Origin of the sequence: Chryseobacterium sp. LJ668 (assembly GCF_019613955.1) — a bacterium.
Taxonomy (GTDB): domain Bacteria; phylum Bacteroidota; class Bacteroidia; order Flavobacteriales; family Weeksellaceae; genus Chryseobacterium.
In genome coordinates this window covers 1,569,574-1,586,327 of record NZ_CP080443.1, presented here as the reverse complement: position 1 = coordinate 1,586,327, position 16,754 = coordinate 1,569,574, and the positions used below count along the sequence as shown (strand labels likewise).

General features: G+C 36.5%; 15 protein-coding genes. 3 read left to right on the top strand and 12 right to left on the bottom strand.

Annotated elements, in window-relative coordinates; all coding sequences use genetic code 11:
- Positions 1-60: 60 nt before the first annotated feature.
- A complete protein-coding gene (locus tag K0U91_RS07465) occupies positions 61-609 on the top strand; it encodes a DUF4251 domain-containing protein (protein WP_219969696.1) in 549 nt (182 codons plus the stop codon).
- A gap of 2 nt (positions 610-611) precedes the next feature.
- Here K0U91_RS07465 and meaB read toward each other — a convergent pair whose 3' ends face one another.
- Entirely contained in the window at positions 612-1,595 is a 984-nt protein-coding gene (gene meaB / locus K0U91_RS07460; RefSeq protein ID WP_220178962.1) for a methylmalonyl Co-A mutase-associated GTPase MeaB, read from the bottom strand.
- Between the two features lie 180 nt (positions 1,596-1,775).
- On the opposite strand from meaB, the gene K0U91_RS07455 reads away from it, so the two are divergent.
- Positions 1,776-2,069, top strand: coding sequence for a c-type cytochrome (locus K0U91_RS07455; protein ID WP_219969698.1), 294 nt, complete (start codon positions 1,776-1,778; stop codon positions 2,067-2,069).
- A gap of 22 nt (positions 2,070-2,091) precedes the next feature.
- Complete coding sequence (locus K0U91_RS07450) at positions 2,092-2,379, top strand: c-type cytochrome (RefSeq protein WP_220178961.1); 288 nt, start codon at positions 2,092-2,094, stop codon at positions 2,377-2,379.
- A 20-nt stretch (positions 2,380-2,399) separates the two neighbouring features.
- On the opposite strand, the gene K0U91_RS07445 is transcribed toward K0U91_RS07450, so the two are convergent.
- From K0U91_RS07445 to K0U91_RS07395, 11 genes are all read right to left on the bottom strand, one after another.
- Positions 2,400-3,392 carry an enolase C-terminal domain-like protein gene (locus K0U91_RS07445; RefSeq protein WP_220178960.1) on the bottom strand — a complete coding sequence of 331 codons (993 nt, stop codon included), beginning with the start codon at positions 3,390-3,392 and terminating at the stop codon, positions 2,400-2,402.
- A 25-nt stretch (positions 3,393-3,417) separates the two neighbouring features.
- Positions 3,418-3,927 (bottom strand): tetratricopeptide repeat protein, encoded by a 510-nt coding sequence (locus tag K0U91_RS07440; protein ID WP_220178959.1) that lies wholly within the window; start codon positions 3,925-3,927, stop codon positions 3,418-3,420.
- Positions 3,914-4,612 carry a peptide chain release factor H gene (gene prfH / locus K0U91_RS07435; protein WP_220178958.1) on the bottom strand — a complete coding sequence of 233 codons (699 nt, stop codon included), beginning with the start codon at positions 4,610-4,612 and terminating at the stop codon, positions 3,914-3,916. Before prfH ends, K0U91_RS07440 begins: the two co-directional genes overlap by 14 nt.
- A 2-nt stretch (positions 4,613-4,614) precedes the next feature.
- Positions 4,615-5,160: a nucleotidyltransferase domain-containing protein gene (locus tag K0U91_RS07430; RefSeq protein ID WP_220178957.1), complete on the bottom strand. Its 546-nt coding sequence runs from the start codon at positions 5,158-5,160 to the stop codon at positions 4,615-4,617.
- A gap of 86 nt (positions 5,161-5,246) precedes the next feature.
- A complete protein-coding gene (locus K0U91_RS07425) occupies positions 5,247-6,638 on the bottom strand; it encodes an RtcB family protein (RefSeq protein WP_220178956.1) in 1,392 nt (463 codons plus the stop codon).
- A 532-nt stretch (positions 6,639-7,170) separates the two neighbouring features.
- Complete coding sequence (locus K0U91_RS07420) at positions 7,171-7,677, bottom strand: hypothetical protein (RefSeq protein ID WP_220178955.1); 507 nt, start codon at positions 7,675-7,677, stop codon at positions 7,171-7,173.
- 67 nt (positions 7,678-7,744) lie between these two features.
- On the bottom strand, positions 7,745-9,868 hold the full coding sequence (scpA, locus tag K0U91_RS07415; protein ID WP_220178954.1) for a methylmalonyl-CoA mutase: 2,124 nt from the start codon (positions 9,866-9,868) through the stop codon (positions 7,745-7,747).
- A 121-nt stretch (positions 9,869-9,989) separates the two neighbouring features.
- The gene (locus K0U91_RS07410) at positions 9,990-12,101 is read right to left on the bottom strand and encodes a prolyl oligopeptidase family serine peptidase (protein ID WP_220178953.1); all 2,112 of its coding nucleotides are present in this window, start codon (positions 12,099-12,101) and stop codon (positions 9,990-9,992) included.
- A gap of 93 nt (positions 12,102-12,194) precedes the next feature.
- Positions 12,195-13,280 (bottom strand): peptide chain release factor 1, encoded by a 1,086-nt coding sequence (prfA, locus tag K0U91_RS07405; protein ID WP_219969708.1) that lies wholly within the window; start codon positions 13,278-13,280, stop codon positions 12,195-12,197.
- An 84-nt stretch (positions 13,281-13,364) separates the two neighbouring features.
- Complete coding sequence (locus tag K0U91_RS07400; RefSeq protein ID WP_220178952.1) at positions 13,365-16,202, bottom strand: alpha-amylase family glycosyl hydrolase; 2,838 nt, start codon at positions 16,200-16,202, stop codon at positions 13,365-13,367.
- A gap of 243 nt (positions 16,203-16,445) precedes the next feature.
- Entirely contained in the window at positions 16,446-16,736 is a 291-nt protein-coding gene (locus tag K0U91_RS07395) for a hypothetical protein (protein ID WP_219969710.1), read from the bottom strand.
- Positions 16,737-16,754: the final 18 nt, after the last annotated feature.

Genomic DNA, 16,754 nt, shown 5'->3' with positions numbered 1-16,754 from the left:
ATAAATTTAAATATTAGATTTGCATACATTTTGCTATCTTATTCAAACAATATAACAATTATGAAAAAGTATCTTACCATATTATCAATCTTCACATTAATATTATCGCTTCAAAGCTGCTCTGCACAAAATACAGCAGATTCTCAGATCGTCAACTCACTAGTGAGTTCAGAGGAGTTTACCTTTCATGCAGAAAGGGCCAATCCGATGAATTATGATGTGATCAATGCTCTTGGTTCTATGCCCAACAATCCGTCGACAAGAATTCTTCAGTTGGATGCAGGAAGTTATTCGATCGAATTAAAAAAGGAAAAAATGGAAGTTGTATTACCTTATTTTGGACGCGCTTTTAATTCCACCTATGGGCGTTCTGATAACAGCTATAGATTTACCTCAAAAGATTATACAGTTACAAAATCTCAGAGTAAAAAAGGAAATTGGATTTTTAAAATTAAACCCAACGACGTGAATAATGTTTCAGATATCAATATTGAAGTGTATAAAAACGGTAAAGCATTTACCTCGATAAGGAGTAACGACAGACAGCCTATTACTTATGACGGATATATTTCTAAAAACGAAGAGATTAAGCCCACAAATAGTAAATAATGTTATTTATTATTAAGAAATTTTTCAACAAATAATTTTGCTTCAGTACTTGGGTTTGAAACCAATGCTGAAGCATTTTTTTTGTGCTGAATATAAGCTTCCTCTAAAGATTCATTCCGCTTCATCATATTTAAAATATATTCCTGAACCCAGTATTCAAAGCGTTTTTCAGATTGCTGAGTTCGTACAAGCTCAAAACGTTCCTTTTTCTTTTTTAAATCTATAAAGTCATTGATTTTACGGAAAACCTCTTCCAGACCTTCATTATTAAGTGCTGAACCTAATAATACAGGAACCTTCCAGTCTTTTTCTTTAGAGGGAAGAAAATCTAGAGCACGCTTCAGCTCAAGTCTTGTATTTTTTGATTTTTGCAGATTGCTTTCTTCCACCTTGTTGATGAAAATGACATCTACCATTTCCATGATGCCACGTTTAATGCCTTGAAGCTCATCGCCACCGCCGACAATTTTCAGAAATAAAAAAACATCAGTAATATCGGAAACCAAAACTTCCGATTGTCCTACTCCCACGGTTTCAATTAAAATATAATCATAACCGGCAGCTTCACAGATCAGCATCGTTTCAAAAGTAGTGTTGGCTACTCCACCTAAAAAGCCAGAACTTGGCGAAGGACGAATGAAGGCATTTTCTTCTTTTGCCAATTCTTCCATTCGGGTCTTATCACCCAAGATACTTCCTTTGTTAATTGCCGAACTGGGATCAATAGCAAGAACCGCCACTTTTTTTCCATTTACAATAGCCAACCTTCCGAAATTTTCTATAAAAGTTGATTTCCCAGCTCCCGGAACGCCTGTAATCCCCACCCGGATTGAATTTCCGGTAAGAGGCATAATTTTTTTGAGCAGATCTTCTGCCTGTTCCCGATGTTCAGGCTTTTTGCTTTCGACTAAGGTAATAGCTTTCGCAATCAGGCGTTTATTGCCCGACTGTATTCCTTCTATTAAATCTTCTGTAGAAAATCTCATCAGATTGCTTCTGTTTATCAAAGGTCACATACAGCCTTTGGTTCATTGATTCAAAAATATAAAAATAACCATCAAATTCCTCAAAAATGCAGTATTAATTTTATTGGGTCCAAATTAAACTTTACGATATAAAAGCCTTTCAGGAATTGCTTACTTTTGTTATAATCAAAAATAAACTTCATGAAAAATATATTTGTTGCCGCAGTTTTTGCATCTGTTTTATTTACATCTTGTACACCAAAATCTACCCCGGTTGCTGAGGCTCCAAAATCTGCAGCCAGTACCGCAGAGCAGATTGCACAAGGAAAAACAATATTTGAAAACTCCTGCAACAGATGCCACAAATTGTACGAACCAACTCAGTTTACATCAGTACAATGGGTAGGAATTATGAATGCAATGGCGCCAAAAGCAAAACTGACGGACGAGCAGCATCAATGGGTATATGATTATGTAGTTTCTGTGAAAAAATAATTTTAACACCAAAATAAATTGTATGAAAAAGGTAATTTTAGCAACAATCGCATTTTCCGCTTTGATGGTTTCCTGCGGACCAAAAAGTATAGCGGTGACAGGGCCCAAATATAAGTCATCTGAACAATTAGCCCAAGGGAAAACCATTTTTGAAAACTCATGTAATAAATGCCACGGATTGCCAAATCCGGAAAAGCATGACGACCAAGGCTGGATTAACACCCTAAGCAGAATGGCTCCTAGAGCAAAACTAAATGATGATCAGCACCAAATGGTGTATGATTATCTGATTTCTATAAACAAAAAATAGATATCTTTTAAAGTCTATTTTTATTTTAATTCTATTCCTAAACCTGATTTTGGGGATAAGATTATTTTACCGTTTTCTACATAATTTCCCGTTGCATAATCGTTGGAAATAAGATTGGCTCCGTCTAAATCTATGTAATCAACAAGTCCTGCAAAAACACATCCTGCGGAAATTCCAACAGTTGATTCTGTCATACAACCAATCATGATTTCGTAATTGAGCTCTTTAGCTTTTTTTATCATGGCCAAAGCAGGTGTTAATCCGCCACATTTCATTAACTTGATATTGATGCTTTTGTAATAAGGAATTAATTTGTCCAAAGAAGCTAAATTTTGACAATCTTCATCCGCCATCCAATTGGCAAAGCCCTTTTTTTTAAGAATTTTATATTGATCAATCGGTCTTGGCTGTTCTAAATACGAGAACTTCTGAACTTCAACGCTTTCCTGAAGCCAGATACAATCTTCATCGGTAAAGCTTGCGTTGGAATCTAATGCGATATTTCGATTTAATTGTAACAGTTTTCCAACATGAGTTTTATTTAAACCTTTGCATTTTACTTTGAATTTATTCCAACTGTTTTTCTCAATTTTTTGAATCTGTTTATCAATATCTGCGACAGAAATGGTAATTGAACTTTCGACTAAATTTTCGGAAGGAAGTTGATTTAATTCAATAAAACTTTTGTTTTCCAGCTTTCCGAAAAGATCCCAATAAGCGCAATCTAATGCAGAAAGTAAAAATGGATGAAGCTTTAAATTGAACAAAAACTTGAAAAACTCCTTCGGATGAATGATTTTCTGTAACGCAATTTTAGATTGAATTTCTTTTAATTTTAAAACAAAACTTTGAAGATCAATTTGATAATAATCAATCGCAACGCATTCGCCGTAACCTTTGCAATTTTGGTGAGATAATTCAATGAGTAATGCATCACGATGATTGTAGTTTCCGTAAGCGATGGAGAATGTTTCTTTTAAATGAAGTTTTTTAAGTTCAAAGCGTAATTCCATTATTAAATTTACAAAAAAAGGAGACTTATTTCGTCTCCTCCCTGTTTTTAGATTTTTTAGGCATTTTTGACTTGATGAATTTTTTACGATCTTTTACTACATCAAGACTTTGTGATGAGAAGCAATACTTTGCAGATTCAGTTAAGAACTTTAAAGCATTTGTTAAACTTCCTCTTTTTTCTGAAAGCATTGATCTATAAAACCATAAAGTTGCTTTATCAATTCCTTTTATTTTCAAAGAATAATTGATCAGTTTTTCAGCTTCCTGAAAATCTTCGTTATCCAAAAGACATTTGATGTAGTATTTTGGCGTATTCAGATTGGTCACATCACATTGCATCGCTTCCTCAAAATAGAGTTTTGCTTTTTCATAATCGTTGAGCATTTCGCTGTAGATTCTTCCCATCAGACAAAGAGAATCTGCATCTTCAGGGTCGTAAGAAAGCGCATAATTCAACGCTTCCAGACAATCCGGCAAGCTGTAAGGATAATTATCCAGCGCTTCAAAATAATATTTGCTTTTAATTAAGGTCATTTCTGTAGTTTTTCAATTCGTTTTTCAGTTGATGTCTTTCTTTTTTAAAAGATTTCTCCTGATGATTCTTTTTAAAATCGTTTCCCGCAAATGTTCGGATCGGGTTTCCTCTCTGAACATTCAAATGATTGTTCCAGGTATCCTGCATTTGTTTTTCCAATTGCTGAATATGAAATTCCATTACTTTTTCTTTTAATCTGATGATCGAAAGTTTCTTATTCTCCAGTTGCGAACGGGAATCCTGAACCAAAACACTTTGCCCGGTTTTCGGATAGGTTGCACGAACCGCAGTTTCTACTTTATTCACGTTTTGTCCGCCATTCCCCTGACTTCTCGTTGTCTGAAACTGAATTTCTTTTTCATTAAATTCAATTTTCTCCAAACCTTCCAGTTCGAAAACCCCGATAAACCAGTTGCTCCTTTTATGGAATTTTCTGAAAGTGCTTTTCCCAATCCAAAGAATGCTTCCAAGCCAACTTTTAAGAAATTCATTTAAATTTTTTCCTTTTAAAAGTAAGGTCGCAGATTTCAATGTCAGATTTTCATCGCCATTCTCACGGTGGATGATTTCGTAATCGATTTTATTTTGTTTTGCTTCCTCAAGAAAGACCTTCAGAACTTTGGCAACTACCCATTGACATTCCAAAGGTCCTCTTCCCGAAGTGATTTGTATTATTTTGTCCATTGTTATTTTGGTATTTCACTTAATCTTGGATGACCGACAGGATCAATTCCTTTTTCCAATAAATCTTTTGCAGCCATTACCGCCCAACATTTATCGCTGGAATGAATGTTTCTGTAAAATGAAAGCAAAACATCAGGTTTCACAACAGTGAATCCGTTTGCTTCGACAGTTTCCAAATCATTTCTTTCAAAGAAATCAATTGTAATTCTGTGAAATTTTCCGTTTTCCATTTCGATTGTTTTCTCATATCTGCGAAAATTTTCTTCGCTTGGAAGATGATCATATCTTGTCCAGACTTTCTGAAAACCTTCCTGATGAAGAATCATAACCACTTCAGCCACATTTTCTTTATTTACAAAAACATCAATATCCTTATGATCATGTGCATGTTTGTATTCCGTATGCCCTACTTCAGACATAAAATGCCACGCCCAACCTCCTGATAAAATGACTTTATTTTTTAATTTTTCTAATATTTTTAGTCCGTGTTGAATTCTAAATTCCGGCCAGACCTCACCGTATCTTTTTATGTTATGTGGTGCTCCCATTTTACTAATTTTTGTTTTTTATTGATGGTTGTCAGTTGATGGCGTTAAAAATTCTAACAACCATCAACTACAGACTAACAACCATTTTACTTATCCATTCTCACAATTCTTGGCTGGAAAGTTCCGAGAATATCAACCAATTTGCTTTGTGCATTCATGACTTCGTTGATGTCTTTGTACGCCATCGGTGCTTCTTCCGTATTTCCGCCCATCAAAGTAACATTCTTTAGTTGTAATTCTTTTTTGATGTCATTTTGAGTGAAAAGACTTCTGCATTCTCCTCTCGAATATGCTCTTCCCGCTCCGTGTGAAGCTGAATTCAGCGAATCAGGATTTCCTTTTCCACGAACAATGAAACCTTTTGCCGTCATAGAACCGGGAATCATTCCCAATTCGTTTTCATTGGCTGGAGTGGCACCTTTTCTGTGAACAATCACTTCTTTTCCATTGTGAATTTCTCTCCATGCGAAGTTGTGATGGTTTTCGATTCTGGCTTTCACTCTTCCCCCAACTGCTTTCACCAATCTTCTGTGAATGTCATCGTGACAAGCTGAAGCGTAATCTCCTGCGAGATTCATTGCCGTCCAATATTCTAGTCCAAGATGCGTGTTCAAATCCAGCCAGGCAAAGTTTTGTGCTTCTTTTGGTAACGGACATTGTTCGGTTGCCACTCTCGAATAATACTGAGCGATTTCTGCTCCCAAACCACGCGAACCGCTATGTGAAAGTATTCCAAGGTACTTTCCTTTCGGAAGATTGATTTGTTGGTCTTCTTCCGTAATTTCCACTTCCCCAAATTCCACAAAGTGATTTCCACCGCCGGAACTTCCCATTTGTTTGATGGCTTTTCCTTTTAATCTTCTCAAAATCGGAATTAAATCGAACGTTTCTCTATCGAAAATTTCGTGGTCAACGTGAGATTTGTGCGTTTCGTACATTCCGAATTTGGTGTGCTCGGCAAGCGCTTTTTCATATTTATCTCTTGCACCGTCCAGATATGAAATTGGTGTATCCAAAATACTGAGCGACATTCTGCAGCCAATATCCATCCCGACTCCGTACGGAATCACGGCATTTTCTACGGCGAGAACTCCTCCGATTGGAAGTCCGTAACCGCTGTGTGCATCGGGCATTAAAGCTCCTTGTGTTGCAATCGGCAGTTTCAGTGCGGTGTACAATTGGTTTTTTGCTTCATCTGAAATGTTGTTTCCAAAAATTTGAAATGAAGCTCGGTTTGTATGGAGCGTTCTTTTTTCTGTTTTCTTGGATGAAAGCAAGGCTTCTGCAATTTGTCCGAATGTTAAATCTTTTTCGAAGTTCTCCGGATTTTGTTGGATTTCCTTTAGAAGAGATTTTACATAATGAATATTTTTGGTTGCAAAATTTCTTTTCATCACTTCCAAAGCGATGTTGACACTCTGGTTGTTTGGATAGCCTAGCTTTAGTATATCTTTTCCTTTTAGTTTTAAATTTCCCATCTTTTTAGATTTTAGATAATAGATGTGGGATGATAGATTTCCAGCATCGAATGTTTTCAACTAAATTTATAGTTGATTTGTTTAGTAACCTGACGGGTTTTAAAAACCCTTTAGGTTTTATGGCAAGAGTTTGTTTTAGCCCCGATGGAAACGGCATCCTTTTTTTGCGTGGGCTTGAAAAAAAGCGTTGGCAAAAAAAGATACAGTGGACAGCGGGAAATAGCTCCTGATAAAAATTTTGATTCCGGGGAAACGTTTGAGTTTGAAATATTGCGCAAAAAACCCGAAATCTTACGACTTCGGGTTTTGATATTTCATTATACTATTGTTCTAAGAATGTACCAAACCACGAAGCCTCGCCTTTGCAAAAGGCAATCCTACTGATGAATGTTGATTGTATTTGAACATTGCTTCGTTTTTTTTAGTTGGTTAAACGTTAATTTGTGATGCAAATATATACATTTTTTTGAATATACAAATTTTAACAAAAAAAACTGAACAATTTCTTATCCAGTTTTTATTTATTTTGAGATTAATCTTTGGATCCCAAACTATCCATTTCATCATTCATTCCTTTAGTTGGGGAACTGTACGTTCTTTCAGAGCCTAAGAAATAGAGATTGTGTTTTGCTTTGGCAATGATGCCGTTATAAGCATCTTCAGACAGGCCGGAAGTGCCAGCTTGAGTATTTTGTTGATCTTCTGCCTGTCTTCGTTGAACTTCAATGGCGCCTTTATCATTTAACGCAGCCTTTGCACGTTGAGCTGCATCAATATTTGGGGCATAGACCACGACATTAATTTTGCCTACACTTTCTCTGCTGTACGCATCCAGCATTTCATTTTCATTTGCGAAAATATGATTCCAAAAGCCTGCTGTTCTTTCGTCAGTTTGATAATCATCATCTATGGACTCGTTTTCAAATTTAGATTTTGAAACAATGATATCTTCTTCGCTGAATCCCTGATTTTTTAATTCTGATTTGATCTCTTCTGTATCTGCTGTCGCAGGAAATACGGAAATTACTGTATAAGCCATATTATTTTATTTTGTGGTTATGGACTACAGTACAAATCCTATGCAAAAAAATATAATTATAAGTTTATTAACTATTTTTTAAAAATCTGTTCAGAATATCCACCGCACATTTTGGAAGATTGGTTCCCGGACCGAAAATGAAATCTGCCCCATTTGCGTATAAAAATTCATAATCCTGTTGCGGAATCACACCGCCTACAACAATGGTAATATCTTCTGCACCAAGCTTTTTAAGCTCTTCGACAACCTGCGGCACCAAAGTTTTGTGTCCTGCAGCCAATGAAGATACTCCCAAGATATGAATGTCATTTTCCACAGCCTGTTTTGCCACCTCTTCCGGCGTCTGGAATAACGGAGCTACATCAACATCAAAACCCATATCGGCAAAGGCTGTCGCTACTACCTTCGCACCTCGGTCATGACCATCCTGACCCATCTTGGCTACCATGATTCTCGGGCGACGCCCTTCTTCTCCTTCAAATTGCTGGGTAAGCTGAAGTGCCTGACTAAAATATTCGTTTTTACCTGCATTCATTGCGTAAACTCCCTGTATGGTTCTGATATTTGCTTTGTAACGTCCGTACGTTTCTTCCATCGCATCGCTCATTTCGCCTAAAGTAACTCTTCTGCGAGCTGCTTCGATGCATAACGCCAAGAGATTGCCGTTTCCTGTCTTTGCAGATTCTCGGATTTGATTTAAAATTTCTTTTACGGCTTCAGAATTCCTATTTGATTTAATTGATTCTAATCTCTCAATCTGTTTTCTGCGAACCTCGGAATTATCAATATCCAAAATCTCCAATTCCATTTGCTTTAAACTTGATTTGAAAGAATTGACACCGATGATAAATTCTTCACCGCTATCGATTTTTGCCTGTTTTTTGGCAGCAGCTTCTTCAATTCTCATTTTCGGAATTCCTGCTTCTATTGCTTTTGTCATTCCTCCTTCTTTTTCAACTTCGTCGATGAATTTCATTGCTTCTTCGATCATCTGCTGCGTTAAAGCTTCTACCAGATTACTTCCGCCCATAGGATCTACAACATCACAGATTCCGCTTTCCTGCTGGAGAATAATCTGCGTATTCCTTGCAATTTTCGCTGAATAATCTGTTGGAAGAGCAATTGCTTCGTCTAATGCGTTTGTATGTAGAGATTGTGTTCCGCCTAATGCTGAAGATAAAGCTTCGATGGCAGTTCTTGTGATATTGTTAAACGGTTCCTGCTCGGTTAAAGACCAGCCAGAAGTTTGAGAATGTGTTCTTAATGCTAAAGATTTTGGATTCTGAGGATTGAACTGCTTTAAAAGCGTTGCCCAAATGTATCTTGCGGCACGCATTTTTGCAATTTCCATGAAATGATTCATGCCGATCGCCCAGAAAAATGATAATCTCGGGGCAAAATCGTCTACTTTCATTCCCGCTTTTATCCCAGTTCTTACATATTCCAAACCGTCCGCTAAAGTATAGGCCATTTCCAGAACCGGTGTTGCTCCCGCTTCCTGCATGTGATAGCCTGATATAGAAATAGAATTAAATTTCGGGATATTTTTAGAAGTATATTCAAAAATATCTGCAATGATTTTCATGGAAGGGGTCGGCGGATAAATGTAAGTATTTCTCACCATAAATTCCTTTAAAATATCATTCTGAATAGTTCCGGAAAGTAAATCCTGAGAAACTCCTTGTTCTTCAGCTGCGACAATATAAAAAGATAAGATTGGCAATACTGCACCATTCATCGTCATGGAAACCGAAATTTCATCTAAAGGAATTTCATTGAATAAAATCTTCATATCCTCAACCGAATCAATGGCAACGCCTGCTTTTCCCACATCACCAACGACCCTCGGATGATCAGAATCATATCCTCTATGCGTTGCCAAATCAAATGCTACTGAAAGTCCTTTCTGTCCGGCCGCTAAATTTCTTCTGTAAAAAGCATTGGATTCTTCAGCCGTAGAAAATCCTGCATATTGACGTACCGTCCATGGTTTCTGAACATACATTGTAGAATAAGGGCCTCTTAAAAAAGGTTCAATTCCGGGTGAAACCTGACTGATAGTTTCATCTTTAATATCTTCTACGGTATATTTAGACTTTAGCTCGAGACCGTCTTTTTCAAATTGATAGACTTCCAGGTGTTTTTCTGATATGGTAAATTGGGGATTTTTATTCTGAATTTCCCTTCTCATGATTTCAAATTTAAGATTTAAAAGTAAGCATTTTTGGGAGAATAATTTTAAAACCACTTCACATTAAGAAAAAGTGAAATTACAATGTTGCAAAAACATTTTTTTAAATCTTAATTTTTAATTATTTACCAAGCTTTTTAATTCCCATTTCAAACAAGGCAAAAGAAATCAAATCTGCATTTTCGCTGATGACCTGATCAGTGGCTCTTCCCGCTCCGTGGCCCGCGTTTTTTTCGATTCTTACCAAAATTGGATTGCCACATTTTTGTTTTTCCTGCAGTTCAGCACCGAATTTAAATGAGTGTGCCGGAACTACTCTGTCATCATGATCGCTCGTGATAATCATTGTTGACGGATAACAAGTTCCTGCTTTTACATTGTGAACGGGTGAGTATGATTTAAGATAATCAAACATTTCCTTGTTGTCTTCTGCTGTTCCATAATCGTAAGACCAGCCTGCTCCGGCTGTAAATTTATTGTACCTCAGCATATCTAAAACTCCAACTCCAGGGAAAGCAACTCTAGCCAAATCCGGACGCATGGTCATGGTTGCACCAACCAAAAGCCCACCGTTGGATCTTCCTGAAAGTGCCATATATTCTTTTGAAGTATACCCTTTATTTTGTAGGTATTCTCCGGCAGCGATGAAATCATCAAAGACGTTTTTCTTCTGCATTTTGGTTCCTGCATCGTGCCATTTTTTACCGTATTCACCACCACCACGAATGTTTGGAACGGCATAAATCCCACCATTTTCCATCCAGATGGCATTAACGACTGAGAACGATGGCTGTAAACTGATGTTGAAACCTCCGTAAGAATAAAGCATCGTAGGGTTTTTCCCGTCGAGCTTTGTTCCTTTTTTATAGCTAATCATCATCGGAACTTTTGTTCCATCCTTTGACGTGTAGAAAACCTGTTCTGAGATATAATTTTCAGGGTCAAATTTTACTTTAGGTTTTTGATAGACCTCAGATTTTCCGGTATCTGCATTGAATTTATATGTCGTTCCAGGCGTAATGTAGTTGCTGAAAGAATAGTACATTTCCTTCTCTTTTTCTTTACCTCCAAATCCTCCGACATTACCTTTCCCTGGCAAAGATATTTCTCTGATCAGTTTTCCGGTTTTGTCAAACTGTTTTACTTTATCAATCGCATCAACCATATAGGTTGCGAAGAAATAACCGCCACCAGAAGAGATTCCTAACACATTTTCTGTTTCAGGGATAACATCTTTCCAGGTTTCGGGAGACGGGTTTTGGATGGTTGTTTTTACCAAACGCATGTTGGGAGCATCTTTATCCGTAAAAATGAAAAGATTGTCGCCTTCTGTATCCACCAGATTTACGTTGATATCAAAACCTTTGTTGATTTGAACGAAATCCCCGCCTTTCTTTAAATCTTTAATGTATAATTCATTTCCGTTGGTTGCATTCGCTGCAGAAATAATTAAATATCTTTGGTCTTCAGAAACAACCGCTCCCAAATATCTTCTTGGAGTTTTATCTCCTCCAAAAATGAGCTGATCAGCTGATTGTTTTGTACCTAATTTGTGGAAGAACACTTTATGTTTATCTGTCATTCCAGACAAAACTGTTCCTTCTTTTGGTTTGTCGTAGCTTGAATAGTAGAAACCTTCATCGCCTTGCCAGGAAATTCCGCTGAATTTTACATCAACGATTGTTTCGTCGATTTGTTTTTTTGTAATGGCATCGAGGATGATAATTTTATTCCAGTCACTTCCACCTTCTGAGATTGAGTATGCTGCTAAATTTCCTTTTTTGTTGAATGACAAACTGGATAATGAAGTGGTTCCTTTTTCTGAAAATTTATTTGGATCTAAAAATACTTCTGTTGTTTTTGTTTTATTGTCGGTTCTATATAAAACCGATTGTGCCTGAAGTCCGTTATTTTTATAGTAATAGGTATAATCTCCTTCTTTAAAGGGTGCAGATATTTTTTCGTAGTTCCAGATATCGGTCAGCTGACTTTTGATCTGTTCTCTGAAAGGTATTTTTGAAAGATAATTCTGACTGTACACCACTTCTTCATCTACCCATTTTCTTGTTGGTTCAGAATCATTTTCTAAATCTCTGTACGGATCTGCCACGGCAGTTCCAAAATAAGTATCGGTCTGATTTCCTTTTACTGCTTTAGGATAATTCATTTTCTGAGAATAAAAAGTTGCTGAAAACAATACTCCGGCTGTTAATAAGATTAATTTGAAATTCATTGTGATGGATTTTACCAAAAATACGGAAAGTTGTGGGAATAAAAAAAAACTCCCGATTTCTCGGAAGCTTTACATATTTTAAAAGAAAAAAAATTAATAATTCTCTTCCTCCCCTTTCATTTTCTCGGCATTTTCTGCCATGATAACAGCATCGATCATTTCTCCGATGTCACCATTCATGTAGGCATCAAGATTGTACATTGATTTGTTGATTCTGTGATCAGTCACTCTTCCTTGTGGATAGTTGTAGGTTTTGATTTTAGCAGAACGGTCACCGGTAGAAACCATCGATTTACGCTGTGCAGCAATATCTCCCACAGATTTCTGAACTTCAATATCGTATAATTTGGTACGAAGCATTTCCATTGCCAATTCTCTGTTGGCCAACTGAGAACGAGCCTGCTGACAAACAACCACCATTCCTGAAGGTTTGTGGGTCAACTGTACTTTGGTTTCAACCTTGTTTACGTTTTGTCCACCTGCTCCTCCTGAACGTGAAGTCTGCATTTCGATATCTGCAGGATTTAATTCAAAATCAATTTCTTCAGCTTCCGGTAAAACAGCAACTGTAATTGCTGAAGTATGTACTCTACCTTGAGATTCAGTTTCAGGAACACGCTGTACACGGTGAACTCCGGATTCGAATTTCATGATTCCGTAGACGCCGTCTCCTTCAATTTTTAGAATTAATTCTTTATATCCTTTTGCAGCTTCACTAGAATCTGTAATCTCGTGTTTCCAGCCTTTAGTTTTGAAAAACATCGCATAAGCTCTGTACACATCTTCCACGAAAATGGCAGCTTCATCACCACCGGTTCCGGCGCGAAGTTCTACAATCACGTTTTTATCATCAGTAGGATCTTTCGGTATCAAAAGAACTTTCAATTCTTCTTCCAAGCCTGGAAGCTTGCCTTGTGCTTCTACTTTTTCTTCCTTAGCCATATCGACCAAGTCTCTGTCTGAACCATCGGCAATGATTTCTTCAGACTCCGCGATATTGTCTAAAGCACCTTTATATTGATTGTAAACGTGTACAATTTTCCCTAAATCGCTGTATTCTTTGTTTAATGAAGAATATTTTTTCTGATCCGAAATTACGTCTGGCTGTATAATAAGATCTGCCACCTCATTATATCTCTGTTTTATCGCTTCTAATTTTGGAATTAATGACTTAGACATATTAAAAATTTAGTAGGCAAAGATACGGATTTGATGATTAATAAAAAAAGCTCATTTTCATGAGCTTTACCTATTGTTTTGATTTTATTGAACGATCATTTTCTGAATGGCAACTCCGTTATCGGTCTTCAGGTGAACCAGATAGGTTCCTGCAGGATAATTTGTTCTTAATTGATAAGTTCCGTCTTCATCTTTTAGTTTAAATGAATCCATTTTTTTTCCGCTCATGTCGTAAATTGCGATTTCTCCGTTTTTAGCTTTATGATAAATCAATTTAGCCAAACCATTTTTCACAGGATTATCTGCAATCTGAAGCGATAATCTTTTATCTAAATTTTCTTCAGCAGTCGACAAAGTAGTGAAAGGATTTCCGAAAATTCTGAATTCCCCAGGTTGAAGCGTGATCGGAGCGGTAGTTGAAGTCACATTAAACGCAGTATTATCCATCAAGTTTTGCCATTGTCCTGTAAAAGGAAAATAAGGAACTACGTTTTTAGCCGAAGTATCATAATTTACCAAAACAACTACATTTTTCACTCCTCCTGTCAGTAAAGGATCATTAATATAAATTCTTGTAATCAAACCATTCGGATCATTGGTCAGATTATTAGATTCTACGGTATAGGTTTTTGATCTGAAAACAGGATGCGCATTTCTGACATTAATGATTTGAGCCCAAGTATTATAAATAGCTTTTCTGTTGGTATTGGTATCATAACCTAATGTAAAAGCAACAGGTTTCTCATCTGTACGGCAATTATTGTTAATTGTTCCGTCTGCACATCTGTTGATGCTGAATTCATAACCTAATTCACCAAACTGCCAGATCATTTTAGGGCCGGGAATTGTAAAAAATGTAGCTCCGAAGGCTTTCATCCTTTCTAATGCGGTATTGAGATTGGTCACATTATATGCTCCATTTACAGCTCCATAAGAAAGATTTTTAAACATTAATCTTTCTTCGTCATGGCTTTCACCATACCCAACTCCATGCATATTGCTAAAACCATGAAGTTCGTGATCCATACGGTCAAAGTTGCTGTTGTCTTTATAGCCCATAGTATTTTGATTGTACGGACCGTTCTGATTATTCCACATCATAACACCTTTTCCTTCAGCCACTTTGTAATTTGCCCACTGTTGTTCTTCGGCATCGGTGCCCAAATGCTCAAAAATCATATAAGAATTCGGATCGAGTGCCCACTGCTTGTCCGCATAATACTTTAAAACATCTACTCTGTCCTGCTGATAAGCATTAGTACACGGTTCATCATTAGCAGAACAGTTTTGGGTAAATCCTTTCGTCAAATCCCAACGGAAGCCATCCACTTTATATTCTGTAAGCCATTGCTGTAAAGTTCTTTCAACATAATATCTTGTAGCAGTTGTTGAATGATTAAAATCGTTGAAAACATTATAAGAATGCTTCGGAACGGTATTAAAATAAGGGTTATTAGCCGCAATATCTCCATACCCGTCTCCGTCCGGATCTACATTCCAAAGTCTCGCTAATGGAGATCTTCCCGTTGCATGATTGAAAGCAACATCTAAAATAACAGCAATTCCGTTTTGGTGGCAGAGATCAACAAATTCTTTGAATTTTTCGGGAGTTCCGTAGGCTTTATCTAATGCATAATGGAATGACGTATTGTAACCCCATGAAAGATTGCCTTCAAATTCCATGATCGGCATCAATTCAATAGCATTAATTTTTAGATCTTTTAAATAATTGATTTTATTGATTAAAGACTGCCAGTTTTTTTCCTGGGTGAAATCTCTTAACAAGAGTTCATAGATAATTAAATTTTCTTTGTTTGGTCTTGTAAAATTAGTGACCTGCCAATTATATGGCGTTTGTCCGGTTTTGAACGTAGAAACTTCAAAGCCCTGTCCTGCAGGAAATGCCGGTAAATTAGGATATGTTGCTGCCGAAATATACTGATCATCATAGGACGATAAAATCTGCGGTGAATAAGGATCGGCTACCTTCTTCAGATCATTGGTTCTGTATTGGAAAGTATAGAGCTGCTGTGGGGTTACTCCGTTCAGCTCAATCCAATATAAATCAGGATTTGCAGTGTCTCTTTTCATTAAATAAGCATCATTTACCATCCAGTTATTAAAACTTCCAATAACATGAACGAAATTTTTAAACGGCGCATACAAAGCCAGACCCACTTTTGTATTATCTGTAGGGTGGTAATTTATTCCCTGTCTTATCCAACTTGGAATTGCCTGCGATACAACATTCCTTGGAACCTGTAAAGTGAAATTTGCGTTTTTAATAGTTGAACCGGCTGTTGCAATCAATTCCATGTCTGCATCTGCTGCCACTGTATAGCTGTAGTTGTACGAAGTAGATGGTATTGAAGTAGAATTTACAATTGTTCCGTTTGCCTTTAACTGAAAAGTAGCTCCTGTATTGGTATTTGCATTTACGTTCACCGAATTTCCCACAGGAACTGAAGTTAAACTATTAACCAAAGGATTTGTTAAGCTTAGGCTTAATGTACCTACATTCACAAAAATGTCGGGCGAAGTCTGATGACTGCCTGTTTTGGTTTTTAGCAAAAATCCGATCCTGCCAATTCCTGTTCTGTTATAAAATGTAGTTGGGGTAAAGGTTAAAGAGTAAATATCTGTAACTGAATTGTAAGATAACTTATTCAATTCATTAGAATTTGTCCATGCTCCGTTGGTAGGGCAATCCTGGCTGTTGGTATAGTTTAAATCTAAAGACCACGTCCAGATATAAATAGCATTGTTTGCAACGCCCCAAGCGGATTCATCAATTTGATTTCCCGGAACCGATAGTGTTATTGGGTCGGTTTCATTAAATGGATTAGGATTAATAGTGTAACTTATCTGTCCGAATACAATTCCTGTAATGAAAAGATAAATAAACGAATACATTTTTTTCATATTGCATATTTTTTATAAAAATAAAATAAATTTCTTAAATGTATTGATAAAGTTTGAATTTTGTTATTCTATAAAAACCATTAATATAAAAAAGATTACAAAGAATCAGATTTAGATGTAAAAAATAAACACAATGATTAGACTCAAAACCAGAAAAACCACCGATAAATCAGTGGTTTTATATATGTTGTTTTGCTATGATATCACTTTTTCAGAATTATGGTGAAAAAGCGATGACATTCATTAATGATGTCCTTTATCGTGTATATGATTATCGTGTAAGAAAGGGCCGTGACCTTTAGGCTCGTTGAAAATTACCTCTACACCTTCTTGTTCGTAAATTAATTTTCTTCTGATATCTTCAGGATCAAAAGGCTTTATCTTTCCGAAATATTCCTTCAAACCTTCCGTCAACCATAATGGGATAACAAATCCGAAAAACATAAAAATACACCAGAATCCCACTAGGAACATTGTAACAAAATAGATTGTCCAAAGGAACTGATAAAACGGCCAAAATGCTGATAACATCATTTTTCTTATATATTTAAG